This window comes from Christensenella hongkongensis, from assembly GCF_000981035.1.
In the GTDB taxonomy this organism is placed as follows: Bacteria; Bacillota; Clostridia; order Christensenellales; family Christensenellaceae; genus Christensenella; species Christensenella hongkongensis.
On record NZ_LAYJ01000116.1, the window covers coordinates 51,730 to 72,697 of the forward strand.

A 20,968-nucleotide genomic window follows, 5' to 3' on the forward strand; every position below is an offset into this window, starting at 1 on the left:
AAACTTAAGCTCCGGCTTTGATTTTTTCTTACTTTTTTCGGGTAACGCGCGTCATTTATTGGGCAGCGTTACCCGCGGCTACATCTCGCGGTACTCCTTAGGCGAGATTCCGACAAGCTTTTTAAATACGATACTGAAATAAAAGTGGTCGGAAAAGCCAATTTTATAAGCAATTTCATAAATCTTCAAATTGGTCTGCCTTAAAAGCTTTTTTGCCTGATCGATACGCAGCAGGTTCAGGTATTCGCTTACCGTGCTGCCCGTCTCGCTCTTGAAGAGCTGTCCGAAATAGTTTTTACTCAGGCCAAGCGCTTCCGCCACATCTCCAACGCCAAGCGCTTCACAGCATCTTTCGGCAAGTATGGCCTTGCTTTTTTCGATGATCGCCCTGTTTTTTTGCCTTGTATTCGTTTTCGTATACTGCTGAATTTCAAGAAGGTATTCCGTCGTTTTTTTCATCAACTCGCGCGCAGTGAGTTGATCCGCCAAAACCGCGACTGGATAACCGCCCGACGCTTTGTAATAGTTTTCCAGATTCCCGCATACTTCCTCCAAAACGCCCAATGCGCCCGCAACTGCGTTCACACATAAAAGCTGCAGCGCGTCAAAGGAAACAAAGCCCGCCTCGCTTTGAAGCCTTTTGCCAATTTTCTCCAGGATTGTGATTGCCTCCGGAATATTCTGGTATTTGATCTGAGTCATGATATTTTCCCGGTCAATCTGGAAGGACAAAGGATCGGGGTTGGTTTTGATGTCCTTGATTCCAACGATGCTGCCCGCATCGATCTCCTCCGCATAAAAAAGTGCCTGCTGCGCGTCGGAATATGATTGCCTTAAATTTCGCAGGTCTTCCACACTGCTGCCGATGCCCGCGCGCAGCAACACACCGTAATCCGTTCCAAAGGTTTCCTGAAGCGCCTCCACCTCAGTCATAAGCGCAGCGATCCCGCCGCAGTCCGTAACAAGCAATGCAAACAGCTTTGTTGAAATATGGAAAAGAATACATTCCCTGAGCCCGGAAAGCTTCTTTTCAATGATCTCTCCAAGCGCAAAAAGTTTTAACTGGTATTCTTCCTCCCCCTTGGAATCACTTCCGTTTTCGATTGCCGCACCTAATAAAACCACCTGGTATTGCGCCGCGTCTTCGTCAATTCCAAGAAAGCTTTTTACATTTGCAATACGCTCCATTTCGATCTTTCCGTCTAACAAATCCTGGAAAAACCGGTCGCGGATAGCCGGCCGTATCTTCTGTAACTGCTGTGTCAGCGTCATTATTTCTTCCTGTAGAGCCCTGCGCTTCTCAATCTGGCGTACCAGCGTCCGAAGGGCTTTTTTTACTGCCTGCGGCGTTACGGGCTTTAGAATGTATTCGCTTGCGCCGTATGCCATCGCCGCCTGTGCGTATTCAAATTCATCATGGCCGCTCAGGATAATAACTGCCGTATTGTTCCCCTGCATATTGCTCATTTCACGCAGGACGTCGATTCCGCTCACCTTTGGCATACAAATATCAAGAATCAGTCCGTCCACCTGCTTTTCCCTGAGAACCGAAAGCACCTCCTCCCCGTTTTCTACAGCGGATATTTCCAGTTCAGGAAACGCTTCGGCCTCCTTTACAATCCCCTCTCTTACCAGCCATTCATCGTCACAAACCAATATCCTGTACATCCGGCGCCCCCTTTCTTTGCTTCATGCGCGCCATGCAAACCGTCTGGTTGTCCACACGGTGCAGTGTAACGCCATATCCCCGGCCAAAATGGAACCGTATCCTGTCGTTGACATTTTTCAGTCCGATCCCGTGGTCTCCTTCAATCGGAAGCCCGTGCTCCAGATTATAATTGATCCGTTCAAATCCGGCCTCCTTCGCCGTCCTGCCGTTATCCCAGATTTCGAAAACGAGGTTCTCTCCTTCCGCCTTGCCAATCACGCGGATCGTTCCTTTCCCTCCGGCGTCCTTGATTCCATGGTAGATCGCATTTTCCACAAGAGGCTGCAGCACGGTTTTGATCATAAAGCCGTTTTGCACGCCTGTTTCTACATCAAATATAAATTTAAAACGGTCCTGATACCGTATCTGCTGTATCTCGAGGTAGCTCCTGACGCATTCCACCTCCGTCCGCACGCGGATAAATTCCGCACCTTCGCTGACCGTAATACGGAAAAGACGGGAAAGCGCGTTCACGAGTTCAATGACTTCTTCTTTTTTGCCCCTGTTGGTAAGCCAGATAATGGAGGACAGTGTATTATAGAAAAAATGGGAATTGATTTGTGAGGTAAGCGCGTCGTACTGGTCTTTCTGGTGCTGCAGCTGCATTTCGATCGTTTTCGCGAGCGATACCCGCAGCCTTTGCGTCATATTGTTAAAGCTCTGCGTCAGCCTGCCGATCTCGTCCGTATAAAGCGGGATAAAACGCGGCGTGAGGTTTTCATCCTCTACCGCGTCCATAATACGAATCAGCTTTTTGATCGGTTTTGTAATGTTTTTGGATACCACAAATGCAAGCAGCGCGCACAGGCATACCGCAAAAATCAGGACGGCTATCGTTATGACGATGATGGAATCGCTCGCGGCAATTACCCTCGCGTAATCCACAACGCCCAAATATCTCCATCCCGACGGCGGCGCGGCATAATAGGAGAATAATTTTTTTCGTCCGTCTACGGTTTGGTAAAAGGAGCTCTCTTCCTCATCCGGCATGGAAAAACCAAACAGCTCCTGCACGTTGCTTCCAATGAGAGCTTTATCCCAGGAGGATAAAACGGTTCCATCCGGGCCTACCACAAGGACATTATCCGCAAACCGTACTCCGTTTGAAGTAATGCCGCTGATCCTGCTTTCATCGTAATTTGCTATTGCAAGCCCAAGCTGCGTTTTTGTGCCATAATCTTTGATTCCGCGTATAAACGGAAGGGTATAGGCGCCGCCCGCGTCAATCGGTTTTCCCCAAAAGCCGTTTTCCCCGTTTGCAAGCCTTAATTGGTATTCCCCAAGATTGCCCGCAAGGGCCTCCTCATATTTACGGCCGGATTGGTTCGTATAAGCTTCCCCGCGCGAAAAAATATAAGCCGCATCCATTACGGAAGTTACAGAATCCTCATAGAGCATCTTCTCCACCTGGAAATTGACATTCATGTATTCCGTCCCTGCGTCCGCCTCCGACAAAACTTCTATCATGCGTTTATTGCTGCCCAGCCCAATAGCCCGCAGCTCAATCCCGCGTTGTTGTTCCTGCACCTGCTGTTGCACCTGCCGCAGGTCGAAAGCCATGTCCTTCATATAACGCTCTTCCCCTGATTGGAGGGAATTTTGAAAGGTAAACGCGCCAAGAAATAAAATCGGCAGCAACGCAAGCAGCAAAAACCAAATAACAAGCTTTTTACGGAACTCCAGATTATTATACCAGGTATGAATTTTTCGCATGTTTTCCCCACCCATTTCGATCATAGCCGAACAGGGCGACAGAAATAAATCCATTCACCCTGTGCGTTTTCCTTATTCTGTTTTACGAACCCACTTTGCTTCCGGAACCATAGGAGTTTCCCCCGGAGGCAGCGCGTCCGCCCCGCCCCCAGGAGGAAGAAAAATCACTGGCGTAATTCAATAATGCTCTTCCAGTCCACCTTGCTGTCCAGATTTTCGCTGTCCACAGCGATATATTGATAGGTTACTTCCTGTTCAATCTCTTTGCCTTCAATGAAATCCTTGGCGACCTCCAAAATCTTTGCATGGTCCATCGGATTGCCAAGCAGGTATGCTTTCATCAGCTTATCGCCGGAGGAAAGCTTTTCAAGCGCTTCCTTGCCCCAGCCTACGCACGTTACCACAGCATCCGATCCCATAGACTCGATCGCAGCGGCGGCGCCCGCTCCCGACTCGTAATTGATTGCAAAGAACAAATCTACATTGTCCGGGTTTGCGGTCAAAATATTTTCCGCTACCGCCATGCTGTCCGCCCTGGTCGCTTTGCCATCCTGACGGGAAATGACGTTCACGCCTTCAAGCTTTGAAACTGCATCCGAGAATCCATTGGCGCGCTCTCCGCAGACAACCGGCGACGTGGGATAGTCGAGTATCGCTACGTTTGCCTTGCCATCGAGGTTCTCGGTGATATAATCGGCGGCCCATTCGCCCATGCTGTATCCGTCCGCGTAAAAATCGCAGATGGTATACGCGGTAACGTCCGTATTGTCTTCCATAATGCCGTCATAGGTGAAAACAGGCACTCCCGCCGCCTTGGCGGCTTCCACGCACGCTACGCTCCCAACCGGATCTACAGGCGACATAATAATCGCGTCCACGCCTTCCGAAATAAAATCCTCCACCTGCTGGATTTGCTTGGAAAGGTCTGCGTTCGCATCCTGCACAATCAAATCAATCCCAAGTTTGTCTGCCTCCAGCTTCATGCAGTTTTCGATATCCGTATAATATTCATCCGTACGGTAATAAAGCGACAGCCCCATTTTGAGCCGTTTTCCGTCCGTTTCGCCGCCGCTGTTTTCAGAGGCGCTTTCCTTTGCTCCGTCCGCGGAGGACTGCGCCTGCTCACTCGCGGAGGCTTCCGCTGCGGGCTGCGCGCAGCCCGCAAATAACATAGCTGCCATCAAAACGGCAAGCAGCAATACACCAATTCTTTTCATATCTATTTTCCTCACTTTCCCTTCCTGTTCGGTTTGCTTTTCTTCACACAGGGAGCTTTCCCGCTCCTGTCCTGTCCCATGGATCGTCAAGCGCCAAGCCCCGCAGGTCGGCGATTACATTCTTTTTTTCCGCTTCATACATACGCCAGATTACGCGATGCCCCTGTAAGGTTGCCGCGCCTGAAGTAAGCGGTTCCTTGTCTTCAAGGATACAATCCGCAAAATGTTCAATTTCATATTTGGGAAGATGGCTTGTGGGTTCGCATTCAAAAATAAGGATTTCCTGATCTGATTTTTCGAAATATTTCGTAAGGTTACTGCTTTTGTGCAGATACATTTTACCTTCGTTTAAACAACATTCTACCATACCATCTTCAAAAAATGTATTAATTGCATAACTGTGGCGCGTCCCTTTTGCTCCCCATGTCCCGAAATGATAGGCGAGCCTGCCTCCTTCAAACTCAAAGATCGCATTGCTGGTGCCCTCCATTTCCATCCATGGCGTACACAGGTTTGTTCCCATATGCGCGCCCTTTATTGGTTTGCCGAGATACCACAGCAAAAGGTCTACGTAATGACAGCCGTGGCTGAAAAATTGCCCGCCCCCAAGGCGTGCCGCCGAGGTTGTCCACTCATCCTCATAATAGGTGTACTGTTCCGTCCAGATCGACATCTGGAACAGCTCCCCGTACTCCTTCCGGTCAATGATTTCCTTGAGCTTTGCGATCATCGGATGATACCGCATGATATAGGCGACCATCAGCTTTACGTGGTTTTCTTCCGCGGCCCGGATGAGCCCCAGGCACTCGTCCTCGCTGAGCGCCAGCGGTTTTTCCATCAGCACGTGCTTTTTATGGTTCAGGCAGTCCATACCAATTTCGTAATGCAGGTCATGCGGCAGTGCCAGCAGGAAAGCGTCCGCTACATCCATCAGCTCCCTGTAATCCTCAACAGCCAGCGGACAATCCAAAAATTCCGCCATTTTCCGTGCGCGTTCGATTACAATATCACAGCACGCCACCACTTCAATTTTATCCTGCAACTCACGAAACGCTTTTTCGTGAACGTCGGAAATAAATCCACAGCCGACAAGCGCCAGTTTTACTTTCCCCATCCGTCATTCTCCTTTTCGTGTTTTGATGCTTTTATTATAAAAATTTGTTTTCCCGCAATACATAGAATAAAAAAAGAATTCTTATAAAAAAGAACTATTTTTACACGCGGATGGATTTTGATCAAACAAAAAACAGGCCGGAATCCCAACCTGTTTTTTCAATCCTGTAATTTTACCATGCCAACGCGCTATGCCTTCGCGCTGACATAAGCCCTGATAGCGGCAGCCATAAACTCTGCAAGCCCCGGCGCGTGTGCGTCGATGCTGTTGCGGAACCGTTCGTCCGCCACATACATTTCCGCCAATCCAGCAAGTATTTCATCCGTGCAGCGGTAAAAATTGCGCGAGATGTGCTCCTGCCATTTTCTTACCAGCGCCTGCACCTGCGGCGCGTCCGGGCTTTCCGATCGATGTGCGGCAAAGCCCGCATAGATTTCATTGGCCTCGTGCTCGATGCGCTCCCAGTCCTGCGCGCCGTATTCCGCTGTCTTTTTGCTGCTTTCACGGTACGCTTCCGTTCCGCCCCAGCGCTTCTTTACTTCATCGGCGTATTTTTCCTGTGCTTCCCTGATTTCGCTCATATCAAATTCTTCAAAGCTCATTTTTGTTTCTCCTTTCAAGGTTTTATCCACAAGGCTTATGAGCCTGCCAAGCCTGCGCTGCCTGAGCAACAGCAGCTCTTTCTGGTTCAAAAGCGCCTTGCGCGCGTCAAAGGCGGGATCGTTCATAATCTCTGCGATCTCCTTCAGGGAAAAATCAAGTTCACGGAAAAACAGGATTTGTTGCAGGCGGGAGAGCTCTTCCCTGCCATACAGCCTGTAACCGACCGGTGTGACCTCGCTTGGGTGCAAAAGCCCGATCTCGTCGTAATAATGCAGCGTGCGCACGCTGATTCCGCAAAGCTTCGATACTTCCCTGACTGTCTTTTTCATCGTTTCCCCCTTTGGCGCGGGGGCTGGGCCGCGCAGGCCGCATGTCCCCATATGTTTACCTTACACTATAACGTAACGTGAGAGTCAAGCGCATAAACAAAAAAAGTTTGATTCGTTTTTCATGCAAACAGTAAGATGCAAAATCCTGATATAAAAAACAGGCCGGATACCCGGCCTGTTCCTGTTTTTGTCATATCTTTTTTCAGCCGATCGGTTTTGCGTTTGCAAGCAGGTATTTCTCCGCTTCGCTGGACCACAGGCCATTCGTTTTCTCCACGATTTTCGCAAGCTCCGCATACATCGGATCTGTTTTTCCAAGCTCTGCAAAATCGTCAATCGCCACAAGCGGCATATCGATCTGCGTATAGATCAGTTTTTTACCGCCCGGGATATCGTGCAGCTTGAGCGTAACCTCCGGCACGCAGTTCAGGCCGCCCACATGCGTAATCATGACGGATGGAGTGAGCTTGCCCGCTGCCATCATCTTAAGCACGTCGCGCATATCGTCCGTATTCCCGCCGGAGTTGCTGCAGATATGCGTTGCCGCATAATGTACGTCATAGAAGTTAAATTCAGCCGTAAATTCGGTGTTGGTAGGGCCTGCAAAGAAGTTGAGGCAGCCATCCATACCAAGGAGCCTGTCTCCCATCTCCACAACCGGCTTCACCGGAGCCATCACGTAAACGTCGTCAAAACCCGTGCCGCCTGAAAGGCCCATCACATAAGCCTCGTCCTTTTCAGCCGTATTTACATAGTGAAGCTCCACGCCCTGCTTTTTGGCTTCTTCCACGGTGAAAAGCTTTTCCGCGCGCGCAAGCCTTACGGGATCGATATCTGTAACGACCAGCAGCGACGGACGGCGATCCGCATGGATCGCGTAATCGATGGTGCCAAGGCCCATCGGGCCCACCCCTGCGAGAAGCGCCATTTTTCCGCCTTCCTTAATGCCCATCTCATGCTCATACGAACCAAACTTCGTATGATAGTTCACATGAGCGCCGCCTGCAATGCAGCTCATCGGCTCTGCAAGCGAACCCTGGTAGAAGGAATCCCCTTCATATTTCAAAAAACAGTTGGTTTCAAATACTTCCGGCGGAATAACGATATACGTCGCGTCACCACCATAATACTGGTAAGAATATCCCGGCGCTTCCAGCGAACCCTTATAGAACATTGCCGGCTGCACGGTGAATTTGTCGCCCGGCTTTGCCACGCCCTCGAGCTTCTTGCCAACTTTTACAACCTCGCCGCAAAACTCGTGACCAATAATCGTCGGATGCTCCGCAACGTCATTTGGCACACGTTTGTGGTCGCCTCCCTGGATTGCCGCTTTGTAGCTGGACATGCACAGGCTGTCTGATACCACTTTTGCCAGTATCTCGTCGTCCTTCATTTCCGGCAGTTCAAACTCCTCCAGCCGCAAATCACTTTTTCCATACAATCTAACCGCTTTTGTTTTCATACCAATTCTCCTACTCCTAAGATTCTATCATTGTAAAAAACCCTTTGGTGCAATCATACCATAAAACTTATACGATTTGAACGTCCCGCCGTTTTGCTTCACGGACGATCTCTCCTTCGAGACTGTCGTCTGAAACAAGTACGTTGATATCTTCCATATATGCAAATGTAAACGGCATGATCTTATCGACTTTTTTGCTATCCATTAATATAATCGTTTTCCGCGCCCGGTTAACAACTTCTTTTTTGATTTCGCATTCCGTGTAGGTTCCGCTCGTAAAGCCATTTTCTACCGAAAATCCGCTTGCCGCCATAAAGGCGATATCAATATTTACCTCACGGATAAAATTGCAGGAATTGATTCCTGAAACGGAAATCGTAGAACGGTTGACCTGTCCGCCGATGAGCGTGACGCTTGGCTTCTGCTTTTTGATCAGCTCCATTGCGATATTCACGCCCGAGGTCATAATGGAAAGGTATTCGTCCTCCATTTCGCGTGTGAACAGCATCATCGTCGTGCCTGCGTCCACATAAATGGAGCGCCCCCGCTCAATGAACTGCAACGCTTTTTTGGCGATCACATATTTTTCCGCTACGTTTTCCAGGGCGCGCTCAGAATAAATATCCTCCGCGGCAATCGACAGCCTGCTCATGGCCACCGCCCCTCCCCGTGTACGCTTTACATAGCCGTTGTCTTCCAGAAACTTGAGGTCGCGACGCAGCGTCATGCTGGAGCAATTCGGAAAATGCTGTTCTAGGTCCTTTAGTTTTACCTCTCCGCGCTCGCGAAGCAATTCTTTGATCTCTTCCCGTCTTTCCGTATTCATCTTCAAATCCCTTTGCGTATTTTTTTATATTGTAACATAATAATGTTCATTTCTCAACAAAAATGTAAATCTGTTTGATAATTTTTATCATTTTTACATTTGATTTCTGTTGTTTTCAAAATTTAGTAAAAAAATTTTTTAATTTTTTATATTTGAACGGAACCTGAAAAAATTGCGGAAATGCGACAATATCGCATTTTTTAAATGAACGCACGTTCACAAGTCTTCAAATTCTTGTTTAAGCGCATTAAAAAGCCTTTTTTCGGCTTGACAACCTACCCAAATGTCTTTATTATTTTATTAAATGAACTATGGTTCGTATTAAATTTTGACGAAAAATGCTCCGTCATCAATCGTCCGAAACAGGGCGCTTTAGATATAGAAGTTTTGTTTACAAAAATGGACAGCTACCTGGTAGCAAAAGAATTGGACTTATATGGAGGTTTATTATGGCAAGTATGAAAAACGCAATTAAAGGGGCGGGAGCAAACGTTGCTTTCTCGGCTGCCTTTAAGTATCTGGAAAAAGATCCGGTGAAAAATCTTCCCAAGCTGTTGAAATGGGCGGATAACTTCACCAAAGGAAACCGCTGGAACAGTTCTGTTAAGAATTTCCAGGATTGGTGGGATGAGCAGACCTGGCAGGGCGTACTGATGAAGCGCGTGCTGACGGACGTCAATACAAATTACCTGAAGAGATTCATCCTGAACTTCTTCCTGAACTCCGGTGTTAAAGGTATGCCGATTGCACAGGAGAAGGGTAAGGAAATGGGCGTTCAGGTTCCGTGGGCAATCCTTATGGATCCAACATCCGCTTGTAACCTGAAATGTATCGGTTGCTGGGCTGCCGAGTACGGCAAGCACTACAACCTGACTTATGAAAAGATGGACGAGATCATCGAGCAGGGCAAAGAGCTTGGTATCTATGTATACCTGTTCTCCGGCGGCGAACCGCTCGTTCGTAAAAAGGACCTGATCCGCCTTGCGGAAAAGCATTCTGACTGCGCGTTCGGCGCATTCACAAATGCGACGCTGATCGATGAAGACTTCGTTCAGGATTTGCTGCGTGTGGGTAACTTTACATTTATGATTTCTGTGGAAGGCACGCCCGAGGAAACGGACGCCCGCCGCGGCAAGGGCACATACGACAAAGTTATGAAGGCGATGAAGCTTTTGAAGGACGCAGGGATTCCGTTTGGTTACTCCGCTTGCTACCACAGCCAGAACTACAAAACAATCGCAAGCGACGAATGGAACGACACAATGATCGAAGCCGGCTGCCTGTTTGGATGGCTGTTCACCTATATGCCTATCGGCAAAGACGCTGTGCTTGACCTGTGCGTAACGCCTGAGCAAAGGGCTCATATGTATCAGAGAGTACGCGAAATGCGTGAATACAAGCCGATCTTTATCCTTGACTTCTGGAACGACGGCGAATATGTCGGCGGATGTATCGCAGGCGGAAGGCGTTACTTCCACATCAACTCCAACGGAGATTGCGAGCCGTGCGCGTTCATCCATTATGCGACGCACAATATCAACGAGTGCACGCTTGAAGAGGCTCTTGGCAGCCCGCTCTTCCGGAAATATCAGGAAGGCCAGCCGTTCTCCGATAACCTGCTTCGTCCGTGTCCGCTGCTTGATAATCCGGACGGCCTGCGGAAGGCCGTTAACGAATCCGGCGCACATCCGACGCAGGACCTCGACCTTGAGGGCGTTGACGTGCTGACGGCAAAGACAGATACGATTGCGAAAAACTGGAAGACCAAGGCAGACGAAATCTGGAGCTGCGGTCACTATCCGTTCAACGGCATCATCAACCACGCTATGGATAAGCGCGTTGATACAACAAACGGCCAGGGCGCTGCTGCTTGCGGTAACTGCGGACATGTTCCGTGCGACCGTGCAACAGAAAAACCCGCTGGTTTGGACTAATCCCGGACAAACAAAAAGCATCCTTTCAAAGGATGCTTTTTTTATTCTCCCCCGCCTCAATCTATGTTACAATAGCAGTGGCAATTTTCAAAAGGGAGTATCGAATTGGAACAGATTATTTCTACCTTCCCCACCGCGCTTGAAATCATCGGCCTCCTTGCGTTCAGTGTATCCGGCGTAATCATTGCGCTGCAAAAGCATCTGGATCTCATGGGGATTATTGTCCTTGCGATCACGGCTGCGTGCGGAGGCGGCATCCTGCGCGATATCCTGCTCAATAAAGGTATCCCTGCTTTTTTTACGAACTATTCTTATATCGTCACGGTTGCAATCGCAATCGTCGGCGCGCTTGTATTCAACAAAATTTATTCCCGCAGCCATACTGTGCTGAGAAAATACAATGTAGGCAAAGTTCTTGATGTTGCCGACGCGGTGGGCCTTGCTACCTTTGGCACGTCCGCAGGGCTGATGGTTCTGGATCAGGGCGGCAATATGCTTACCTGCGTCTTTATCTGCACCATCACCGGCTGCGGAGGCGGCATCCTGCGCGACATCCTTGTACTGCGTATGCCGATCATCTTTTCAGGAACGATATACGCGGCCTGCTGCATCGCCGGTTCGGTGATGCTATACCTGCTCTATGGACACCTGCCGCGCGAAGTGGTCACCGGGATATGCTTCGGCCTGATCCTTGGCCTGCGGTTTCTGGGCATTTTCCGCGGCGTTGGGCTTCCAAAGCTCAAATACCACGCGGAATAAATTGATCAAACTGGCTCCAGGGTCTTCCCCTGACAGGAGAAAACAAATGCAAAGCAAGGAAATAGAAATAAACGGTATCCCATCGATTGTCTGGGGCGGGGATTCTGAAACGGTGATCATCGCCGTCCATGGAAATCAGTCAAACAAAAAGGATACGCCGATCCGGATTTTTTCCGAAGAGGCAACAGCGAGCGGCTATCAGCTCCTTAGCTTTGACCTGCCGGAGCACGGCGAACGAAAGACTGAGGATACGCCCTGCAAGGTACAGTATTGCGTAGCCGATTTGATTGCCGTCATGCAGTACGCCAAAGCGCGCTGGAAGAAAATCGGCCTTTTTTCAAACAGTATCGGCGCATATTTCAGCCTGCTTGCTTACGCGGACGAGCACCTCTGGAAAGCATGGTTTCTTTCTCCCGTTCTGGATATGCGGCGTTTGATCGAAAACATGATGGACTGGTTCCACGTTACTGAAACGGAGCTTCAAAAAGAGCAGGCCGTTTGTACGCCGGTTGGACAAACTTTGTACTGGGACTATTATTGTTATGTGAAATCGCATCCTGTCGCCAAATGGAACACGCCCACGTATATCCTGTACGGCGCTCATGACGACCTCTGCGAAAAAGAGACCATATTGGATTTTGTGGCAAAATTCCCCTGCGATCTGCAAATTGCAGAGCATGCGGAACATTATTTTCATACGCCGGAAGAGCTTCAGGCCTTAAAGGCCTGGATCAAAAAAACTCTTTAGCCTGCACATGGCAAAGCCCTGTTTCCAGCCTGTTTATGCCGCAGCTTGGAATTTTTGTCTCCGAAGTGTTCGGTGGGAGCCACTTCCTCCGCAACGGAAACTCCACAATAACCGACCTCTTTCTTTTATTTTATCGCCCGCCTTACCTTGAATGTCCTATCATAAAAAATCCCTTTCCGAAAATCTGGAAAGGGATTTTACATGATTGATTTTTTATAATTTTTCGATGAACTCCGCCAGCGTTTTCGCGCTGTGCTTTTTACCCCACTTCTTTTGGGCTCGTTCCATTTCCTTCATTTTGATATCATTGAGCCGCAACTGGGAAAGCACCTGCCCAACCGGCTGATACTGATTGGAATGAACTGCCAGTGAATTGTTCAGCAAAAATGCAAGGTTCATGTTTTCAACGCCCGGCATGGGCTTCATCAAAACCATTGGCTTGCATTTTCCGATCGCCTCGGAGGTCGATAAACCTCCCGGCTTGGTCACGACCACGTCTGCCGCGTCAAGATACTGCTCCATATTATCCACAAACCCAAGCACATGCACAGGATTTTTGAACTCCATTCCTTTCAGCTTGTTTTTGAGCCGCGTATTGGAACCGCACACTGCGACAAGCTGCATATCCTCAAGATGGTCTATTTCCTCCATAACCGGAATCATGCCCGAAAAGCCCATTCCCCCCGCCGCAAGGAGTACGGTAAAAACATCCTGGTTCAGTCCAAGCGCCGTGCGCGCCTCGCACTTATCCATCGAGTGCGCAAATTTTGGTGCAATCGGAATTCCCGTCGCAAGTATTTTGTTTTCCGGTATGCCGCGCTGTGTAAACTCCGGTATCATCAGCTCATTCGCCGCGACAAAATAATCCATTGCCGTATATTCCCAGAACGGATGCAGAGCGTAATCCGTGACGATCCCGATGCTTTTAATGCTTTCGTCATAGGTTCCCGCCTCTTTTAACGCGGTAATCAGCATTGCCGTCATTACAATCGAACAAACGATTACATCCGGCTTTGCCTCGTCAATATAACGCTGCAGCTTATTTTTGGCAAGATTTGCAAACGCCCATGGAAAATACATTTTCATATCTGCGCGGCCATTTGCTTTTTCCGCGGCTTTGTAGATGTTTTCATTGAGCTTGGGAATAAACCTTCCCATTGCCGTATAGCCCTTGTCAAAACCAAGGCCAATCGCTTTATTCAGAAACTTATAAGTGTCAAGTATATCACATTCATGCCCTTTTTTCAGTAAAGCCGCACGAAGGGCTTTACTGGTGGAGTTATGCCCTTGTCCGACGGTCATGCTTAATACGAGTACCTTCATGTTGATTCCTTCCAACTATTATTCTTATCATTGTAACTTTAATATAACATAAACCCAAAACAGGTTCAATAAATCAAAAATGAAAGTATTCTTACGATTTACAGCGTATCACTTATGGCTTCACATGGCTGCGCCGCCATAAGGTTCGCTGCACAGCAGTTTCTAACAAATACTTGCTGCATAACCATTTGGCAAACTGCAATAATGAGCCCGCTTCTCCTTGTCCTGCCCCATATTTTTCTTTCGGTATCTGGTTGCGGCAGGCAAAGCATTATGCTATGATAAGTAAGGTTTGTTTTGGAAAATTCCTCATTACAGCGGGGATTTCCGCACAATACCAAAATGATATCCAGGTGGTTACGCTATGAGTAAAAAAATCGTTTTGACGGGCGGCGGTTCCGCAGGGCATGTAACGCCCAACCTTGCGCTTGTTCCAGGTCTTTTGGAGCATGGCATAGAAGTGCACTATATAGGCACGGCGGACGGCATAGAGCATACGCTGGTGCACGATATTCCATATCACGCAATCAGCGCCGGCAAGCTGCGCCGTTACGCAAGCGCAAAAAACGTAAGCGATGTTTTTAAGATATTCAAGGGTTATGGAGAAGCAAAAAAAGTATTGCGGGAAATAAAACCCGACCTTGTTTTCGCAAAGGGAGGCTTTGTATCAGTCCCCGTCGCGTGGGCCGCGGCAAAGCTCCGGATACCCGTCATCCTGCATGAAAGCGATTATACCCCCGGCCTTGCAAACAGGCTTTGCACCAAAAAGGCACAAAAAATATGCCTTTCCTTCGATACGCCCCAGGCCCACGACGGCAAGGGAATCCTCACAGGTTCGCCCGTGCGCGCCGATCTTTTAACCGGCGATAAAAAAGCGGGCCTTGCAAAACTTGGGTTTAGCGGCGAGCTTCCCGTGTTATTAATAATGGGAGGATCGTTGGGCGCCCAGGCGGTCAACGACGCTGTAGACGCCGTGGCGGACGAGCTGCTGCAAAAATACAGTATTGTCCATCTTCGCGGCAAGGGAAAACTGAACCCCGCACTAAACGGCAAAGCAAATTACAGGCAGTTTGAATATATCGATTCAGGACTGAACGATATTTTTGCGGCTGCCGATCTTGCACTTTCGCGCAGCGGGGCAAATGCGGTTTTTGAATTTCTCGCTTTGAAGCTCCCGGCCTTACTGGTTCCCCTTCCATTATCCGCAAGCCGCGGCGATCAGATCCTGAACGCGAATTACTTCGTGAAACGCGGTTATGCGAAAGTATTAGAGCAGGAGAACCTGAACGCGGACACATTGCCTGAAGCTCTTAATGACCTGATGGCAAACCGCGATGTATTGATTTCCAATATGGAGCAAAGCACCGAAGCCAACGGTCTGGAAAACGTCCAGCGTATTATTTTAGAGAGTATCGGAGTAAAATGAACATTCAGAATTTTGTAGAAAACTATCATACCCTTCCTGCGTCCGAACGCAAGGAAGGCCTTGCTGAAATCATCAAGGGAGAAAAGCTTCAAACCGTCTTTAACCTGGTCAGGGGGTCGAGCGCACGCGCTGCTTTGCGTGTGATTGCGGACGCTGACAGCCGCGCCGCCGATTTTGTAAAAGCAAATATCGACGGCATTTTAAAGATTTTACGCACAGGCGACGCAAAAATGCGTATGCACGCGGCACAAATCATTGGAAATACATGCGCAAGCCAGTATCTGGACGACCTGATCGACGCGATCATGCACGAACAGACCATGTTCACGCTGCCCTCCTACCTGCTTGCAATCGGCAGGGCTAAAAACGACCGGGCAAAGCGTTTTCTGGATTCCTACCAGCTGCGCAGCGATCTTGAAAAGCACCGCGAGGAGGAAAAGGCGGCGCTCGACAAAGCGCTTGCAGGGTTCATTATCCGAAAAAAGGCGCGGGTGCGCGTTCTTCCCAACGATATTGTCGTGCTCGCTTCCCCTAATCTGAACGTAACTTATTCCCAGTGCAAAGACGCGGGACTGAGCCCTAAAAAGTTTGGAAAATACATCGCTGTTTCCGGCCTTACCAATTTTTACGATATTTACCAGCTCCGCGCTTATACGGACGCATATATTTATTTTGGCTGCGCGCCGGTCGCCCAGCTCCCCGAATTTTTGGCGCAGAGGGAACGGGCAATCATGCAGCGTACAGGCGTGACAGGCTACCGCCTCGAGGTGCGCAGCGTTTCCCACGAGGTGCGTCTGGACCTCATCAAAAAGTGCGTGGCTGCCATGAATGAGCTTATCAATACGCCCTCCTCCTATTCCATCGAAATACTGATCGAAATGGATGGAGATATGGCGCAGGTGTTTTTGAACCCGCTGACCGACGAGCGGTTTTCATACCGTAAAAAGGCGATATCCGCCAGTGTGAATCCCGGCGTTGCTGCAAGCGTATGCGCTTACGCAAGCGAATTTTTCAATCCGGATGCGCGCGTGCTCGATAACTTCTGCGGCAGCGGCACCATGCTTTACGAACGCGGCTTTTATCCGCATCATTCGCTCACAGGCGCCGATATCAACATGACGGCAGTGGAAGCAGCCAAGGAAAACAGCCGGTATGCGCACGTACATCCGCAGTTCCACTATATCGACTGTCTCAAATTCACCGCCAAAAGATATGACGAAATCATTGTCAATATGCCGTTTGGGCTGCGGGTAGGCAACCATTCCAGGAATGAACGGCTCTACCGCTCTTATTTTACGATTCTGCCTGAAATATTAACCGACGAAGGCCTTGCAGTGCTATATACGCACGAAAAAAACCTGACGGAAAATCTGATCAAAAGCAACGGCCGGTTCAATGTATTGAAGCGCGCAACCTTTGACGCGGGCGGCCTTTATCCGGCGGTTTATGTTATCCGCAAGAAAAAAACAAAGTAACCTGAAAAACAGGCGTTGCCGTCAGCGGGCAACGCCTGTTTTTATTTTCTTCCCGTTTTATTTGATATCATCCTGATACATCATCACGCTGGGCGTCATATAAAGGTCGTCCACTTCTTCACCCTGCAGGTATGCGTATGCCTTTTCCACGCCAAGCTTTCCGAGCGTGTAAGGATCCTGGTTGACAGAGCCAAGCATTTTTCCTTCCTTGATGGCCTCCTGCGCGTCCGCGGCAAAATTGATTCCGACAACTGAAATTTTGCCGGTCATTCCCGCTTCTTCAATCGCGCTGATCGCGCCCAGCGCCATCTCATCGTTTGCAGCAAATAATCCGGTAATATCCGGATGTGCGGCAAGTATGCTCTGGAATACCGTATATCCTTCGTTGCGGTTATAATTGGCAGGCTGCGACGCTACGATCTCAATCCCGCTGCCGTCCTTCTCCATTACGCTCAAAAATCCGCTTTTGCGTTCCTCAGCCGTTTGTGCGCCTGCCGTTCCTTCCAGAACCGCTATTTTGCCCTTGCCGTCCAGCGCTTCGATAAGCGCCTTCGCGCATTCCTCACCCGCCGCGTAATTATCTGTGATGACGCAGGTGACCGACTCTGCGCCCATATTTTCCATTTCTGTTTCGTCGGCCGCAGTATCAATATTGACAAACGGTACTCCCGCCTCGTTACAACGCTGGATAAATGGTACGATAGCGGTTGATGATAAAGGCGCAGCGATGATTGCATCCGGCTTCTGAGACAGGAAATTATCAAGTATCTGGATTTGCTTGTCAATTTCCGTATCCTTGTTTGTCGCCTGAACGTCGATTTCAATTCCAAGCTCCTTGCACGTTTCCTCTACTCCCCTTGCTTCTTCCAAAAAGTAAGGATTGGTCAGGTTCTTTACCGCAAAGCAGAATTTCAGTTTCTTTCCATCCGTTTGGTCTGCCGCAGCGCCGCCTTCGCTGCCTGCGGAAGCAGCATCAGCCGATTCTGCCGCAGGACTCGCGGCCTGCTCCGCCGGAGCGCACGCGCAGAGCGCAAACACCATGACCAGTAATACAGCGACTGCCAACATCAATTTTTTCATTTTTTCCACCCCATTTTCTTATTTTTTCTCGTTTACAGGCCGATATCCCGATGCTTCCAGCGATCCTGCGCCGCCGTAAAGCCATATCGTTTCCATTTCCTGCTGCGGATCCGTATTGATGAAATAGTGAACGTCCCCAACAGGAACGTAGACCACGTCTCCCGGCCCGATCTCAAACTCCTCGTCCCCGCTGATTGCCCTGCCATGCCCGGAAACCACATACAGGATTTCTTCCGCGCAGTCGTGCGTGTGCCTTTCATGCGACGCACCGTTCGGCGGAAAAACCGTACGGCCCAAAACGGCCTTTTTTGAGCCCATTGTCTGCTGCGAGCAAATCCACTGCACTGCCATTTTGTTCCAGCCGTCTTCCTCCTTTAAACCCGTATCAACCGGAACGTCCTTTAAGTTCCTCAACCGTTTTACCATTGCTTCTCTCCTCCCTTATTTATTTTTCCTGTTCCTGCTCAGCATGTCCATCATGACCACACAGATGATAATAGAACCGATCACAACCTGCTGCGGATATGAACCAACCCCAAGCTGTATCATGCCGTTGCGCACGACGCTCATGATAAGCGAACCGATAAAGGTGCCTGTGATTTTTCCTTCGCCGCCCGCCATACTGGTGCCGCCTATAATTACTGCCGCAATCGCGTCCAGCTCCTGTCCTGTCCCTGCGATTGGCTCTGCGGAATTGAGCCTTCCCGCCATCACGATTCCCGCTATGGCGGCGCACAGGCCGCTTACCGCAAAGGCGCTGGCTTTAAAGAATGGTATCCGTACGCCGGAAAGCCTTGCTGCTTCCTCATTTCCGCCGATGGTATAGAGGTATCTGCCCATCCTTGTATGGTTTAATATGAAATATGCGGCTACAAAGCAAGCGACCATCAGCAGCCATGCGTTTGGTATGATTCCAAGCTTTCCGGAACCAATCGGAACAATACTTGTCAGTACGCCCGTAATGGGCCGTCCGTCCGTAATCATCAGGGCAATCCCCTGCGCGATGCTCATCATCCCAAGCGTTGCGATAAACGGTGGAAGCTTGCCCTTCGATACCAGCGCGCCGGTCAGCGTGCCGCAGCCAAGCCCTGTAAGCACGGTCAGCGTGACGGCGACAAACCCAGGCATACCCGCTTGCAGGCAGGAGGCCAGAATGACTCCGCACAGCGACAGCACCGAGCCAACCGACAGGTCGATTCCCGCTGTGATGATGCAAAACGTCATCCCTACAGAAAGGATTCCATTGATCGACATCTGCGTCAGCACCGCAGAAATGTTAAGCAGCGACGCAAAATGCTCCGTAACGAGCGATAATACAACGCACAGCGCTATCAAAATCATTACCAAAATGAATTGATTGTTGTGCAACAAATTTTTTTTGCTTTTTCCTAATTGAACATCCATCTCCTGATTCATCCCTGATCCCCTCCTATCATTGCAGTTAAAATATCTTCCTGGTGTACGGTATTATCAAACTCCCCTGTGATCCGTCCTTCCCTGATGGTCAGGATGCGGCTGCATATTCCAAGCAGCTCAGGCAGCTCTGAAGATATGACAATGACTGCTTTTCCTTCCTTTACAAAATTATTGATCAGCGTATATACCTCTGTTTTTGCACCTACGTCAATCCCCCTCGTCGGCTCGTCCAGAATCAGGATATCCGAGTCCGCATAAATCCATTTTGCAATGACGACCTTTTGCTGGTTTCCGCCTGACAAGGTCGATACTGCTTTCTGCGGATCGGGAACGCTGATTTTGAGCATGCTGATATATTTCGCAGCCTGCTGCTCTTCCCTGTTTTTCTTTAGTATTCCCATTTTTCCGCTGTTTTTTTCCAGGTTTGCAATCGTGATATTTTTTGCAACGTCGTGCTTTAATACAAGGCCCTGTTTTTTACGGTCTTCCGGCAAAAGCGCAATTCCCTTACGGATTGCATCGCGTGTATTATGGATTTTCACTTCTTTGCCGTGGATAAAAATACGCCCCGCATCCAGCTTGTCCGCCCCAAAAATCGCCCTTGCGATTTCTGTACGCCCCGCTCCCATCAGTCCGGCAAATCCCAGCACTTCACCCTTGCGCGCAGTAAAGGAGACATCGCTGAACACGCCTTCCCGTGTGAGTCCCTCCACACGCAGGGCTTCTTCCTTGGGAATATCGTCAAAATTTACTTTGGGGAACTTGTCCTTGATTTCACGTCCGACCATCATCTGGATCAGATCATTTTGACTGGATTTTTTCGTATCCATATTTCCTGCAAGCCGTCCGTCACGCAAAACGCAGATATTATTTCCGATCTGGAAAATTTCTTCCAGCCTATGCGAAATATATACGATCGCAATCCCTTTTTCCGTCAAAGCCTGTATGGTTGTAAACAACTTTTGTATTTCCTTTTCGGTCAACGCCGCCGTTGGTTCGTCCATAATCAGGATACGGATTTTCCTGCTGAGGACACGCGCCACCTCAATCATCTGCTGATAGGCGATCCCCAACTCCTTGACTTTCGTATGCGGATCAACGTCAATTCCAACCAGTTCCTGCAGCAGCCGCTTTGTCTCCCTGTAAATTTCCTTCCATTTCACAACGCCAATCCGGTTCGTTTTCAGGTCTGAGCCCAGAAACATATTTTCCGCAATGCTGAGCTCCGGCACAAGCATAAGCTCCTGGTATACGGTGCCAATTCCAAGCTGTTCGGCGTGGATCGGACTCTTGATTTCGACTTCCTGCCCGTCGATGGAAATGGTTCCTCCATCTTTTTGATGCGCGCCGGATAATATTTTCATCAGTGTCGATTTTCCCGCGCCATTTTCACCAATCAGCACGTTTACCTGCCCCGGATATACATCGAACGACACATCCTGAAGCGCATAAAAGTTTCCGAACCGTTTGTCAATGTTTCTCATTTTCAATACAGGCTCCACACATCCCACCCCCTCTTACTTGTTTTTAATGGGTATTTCCTCAATACTTCCAGCAGGCGACAGGCTCCTCGCACGGGAACTTCGTGATCACACGGCAYCCGTCCTTTGTCACCACGATCTGCTCCTCGAGGCGCGCTGCTTCCCCGTCTTCTCCATAATATGTCTCCACTGCAAAGTGCATGTTCTCCTCGATTACCTCCGGATATTCCATCGAGCACTGGTGCCCGATCACCGGCTTTGACCAGTGCGCAATCCCTACTCCGTGCCCCAGCTCCAGCGCCATCGTCTCGTACTCGTCCTTTGCTCCAAGCTCCCTGTACGTCGGCCACAGCT

Annotated in this window: 19 protein-coding genes; 6 read left to right on the plus strand and 13 right to left on the minus strand. The window is 49.3% G+C overall.

Going from position 1 to position 20,968, the window contains the following annotated elements; genetic code table 11:
* Positions 1–78: 78 nt before the first annotated feature.
* The 7 genes from CHK_RS12860 to CHK_RS12890 all read right to left on the minus strand — a co-directional run bounded on the left by CHK_RS12860 (position 79) and on the right by CHK_RS12890 (position 8,972).
* Positions 79–1,668, minus strand: a complete 1,590-nt coding sequence (locus CHK_RS12860; protein WP_046444479.1) for a response regulator — start codon at positions 1,666–1,668, stop codon at positions 79–81.
* On the minus strand, positions 1,646–3,475 hold the full coding sequence (locus tag CHK_RS12865; protein ID WP_046444480.1) for a sensor histidine kinase: 1,830 nt from the start codon (positions 3,473–3,475) through the stop codon (positions 1,646–1,648). Before CHK_RS12865 ends, CHK_RS12860 begins: the two co-directional genes overlap by 23 nt.
* A 110-nt stretch (positions 3,476–3,585) precedes the next feature.
* A complete protein-coding gene (locus tag CHK_RS12870) occupies positions 3,586–4,638 on the minus strand; it encodes a sugar ABC transporter substrate-binding protein (RefSeq protein ID WP_046444481.1) in 1,053 nt (350 codons plus the stop codon).
* 43 nt (positions 4,639–4,681) lie between these two features.
* A complete protein-coding gene (locus tag CHK_RS12875; protein ID WP_046444482.1) occupies positions 4,682–5,752 on the minus strand; it encodes a Gfo/Idh/MocA family protein in 1,071 nt (356 codons plus the stop codon).
* A 188-nt stretch (positions 5,753–5,940) separates the two neighbouring features.
* On the minus strand, positions 5,941–6,684 hold the full coding sequence (locus CHK_RS12880) for a MerR family transcriptional regulator (RefSeq protein ID WP_046444483.1): 744 nt from the start codon (positions 6,682–6,684) through the stop codon (positions 5,941–5,943).
* Between the two features lie 202 nt (positions 6,685–6,886).
* The gene (locus CHK_RS12885; protein WP_046444484.1) at positions 6,887–8,146 is read right to left on the minus strand and encodes a zinc-binding dehydrogenase; all 1,260 of its coding nucleotides are present in this window, start codon (positions 8,144–8,146) and stop codon (positions 6,887–6,889) included.
* A gap of 67 nt (positions 8,147–8,213) precedes the next feature.
* Positions 8,214–8,972 carry a DeoR/GlpR family DNA-binding transcription regulator gene (locus CHK_RS12890; protein WP_046444485.1) on the minus strand — a complete coding sequence of 253 codons (759 nt, stop codon included), beginning with the start codon at positions 8,970–8,972 and terminating at the stop codon, positions 8,214–8,216.
* Between the two features lie 204 nt (positions 8,973–9,176).
* Between CHK_RS12890 and CHK_RS16710 the strand changes: the two genes are divergently transcribed.
* From CHK_RS16710 to CHK_RS12910, 4 genes are all read left to right on the plus strand, one after another.
* Entirely contained in the window at positions 9,177–9,434 is a 258-nt protein-coding gene (locus CHK_RS16710; RefSeq protein ID WP_046444486.1) for a hypothetical protein, read from the plus strand.
* On the plus strand, positions 9,422–10,906 hold the full coding sequence (locus tag CHK_RS12900; RefSeq protein ID WP_307756990.1) for a radical SAM protein: 1,485 nt from the start codon (positions 9,422–9,424) through the stop codon (positions 10,904–10,906). The genes CHK_RS16710 and CHK_RS12900 overlap by 13 nt, the downstream gene beginning before the upstream one ends.
* A gap of 105 nt (positions 10,907–11,011) precedes the next feature.
* Positions 11,012–11,665, plus strand: coding sequence for a trimeric intracellular cation channel family protein (locus tag CHK_RS12905; RefSeq protein ID WP_052740589.1), 654 nt, complete (start codon positions 11,012–11,014; stop codon positions 11,663–11,665).
* Positions 11,666–11,711: 46 nt separating this feature from the next.
* On the plus strand, positions 11,712–12,413 hold the full coding sequence (locus CHK_RS12910; protein ID WP_046444487.1) for an alpha/beta hydrolase: 702 nt from the start codon (positions 11,712–11,714) through the stop codon (positions 12,411–12,413).
* A gap of 213 nt (positions 12,414–12,626) precedes the next feature.
* Here the strand turns inward: CHK_RS12910 and CHK_RS12915 are convergent, their stop codons facing one another.
* Entirely contained in the window at positions 12,627–13,736 is a 1,110-nt protein-coding gene (locus CHK_RS12915) for an MGDG synthase family glycosyltransferase (protein WP_046444488.1), read from the minus strand.
* A 364-nt stretch (positions 13,737–14,100) separates the two neighbouring features.
* Between CHK_RS12915 and CHK_RS12920 the strand changes: the two genes are divergently transcribed.
* Positions 14,101–15,162 (plus strand): undecaprenyldiphospho-muramoylpentapeptide beta-N-acetylglucosaminyltransferase, encoded by a 1,062-nt coding sequence (locus CHK_RS12920; RefSeq protein WP_046444489.1) that lies wholly within the window; start codon positions 14,101–14,103, stop codon positions 15,160–15,162.
* Positions 15,159–16,637, plus strand: coding sequence for a TRM11 family SAM-dependent methyltransferase (locus tag CHK_RS12925; protein WP_046444490.1), 1,479 nt, complete (start codon positions 15,159–15,161; stop codon positions 16,635–16,637). Before CHK_RS12920 ends, CHK_RS12925 begins: the two co-directional genes overlap by 4 nt.
* A gap of 57 nt (positions 16,638–16,694) precedes the next feature.
* Here the strand turns inward: CHK_RS12925 and CHK_RS12930 are convergent, their stop codons facing one another.
* From CHK_RS12930 to CHK_RS12950, 5 genes are all read right to left on the minus strand, one after another.
* Positions 16,695–17,717 carry a sugar ABC transporter substrate-binding protein gene (locus tag CHK_RS12930; RefSeq protein WP_052740590.1) on the minus strand — a complete coding sequence of 341 codons (1,023 nt, stop codon included), beginning with the start codon at positions 17,715–17,717 and terminating at the stop codon, positions 16,695–16,697.
* An 18-nt stretch (positions 17,718–17,735) separates the two neighbouring features.
* Complete coding sequence (locus tag CHK_RS12935) at positions 17,736–18,143, minus strand: cupin domain-containing protein (protein ID WP_052740591.1); 408 nt, start codon at positions 18,141–18,143, stop codon at positions 17,736–17,738.
* A 15-nt stretch (positions 18,144–18,158) separates the two neighbouring features.
* On the minus strand, positions 18,159–19,133 hold the full coding sequence (locus CHK_RS12940; protein WP_052740592.1) for an ABC transporter permease: 975 nt from the start codon (positions 19,131–19,133) through the stop codon (positions 18,159–18,161).
* A complete protein-coding gene (locus CHK_RS12945; RefSeq protein WP_052740594.1) occupies positions 19,130–20,617 on the minus strand; it encodes a sugar ABC transporter ATP-binding protein in 1,488 nt (495 codons plus the stop codon). The genes CHK_RS12940 and CHK_RS12945 overlap by 4 nt, the downstream gene beginning before the upstream one ends.
* A gap of 58 nt (positions 20,618–20,675) precedes the next feature.
* A partial coding sequence (locus CHK_RS12950) for a M24 family metallopeptidase (protein ID WP_046444492.1) occupies positions 20,676–20,968 on the minus strand: 293 nt, incomplete at its 5' end.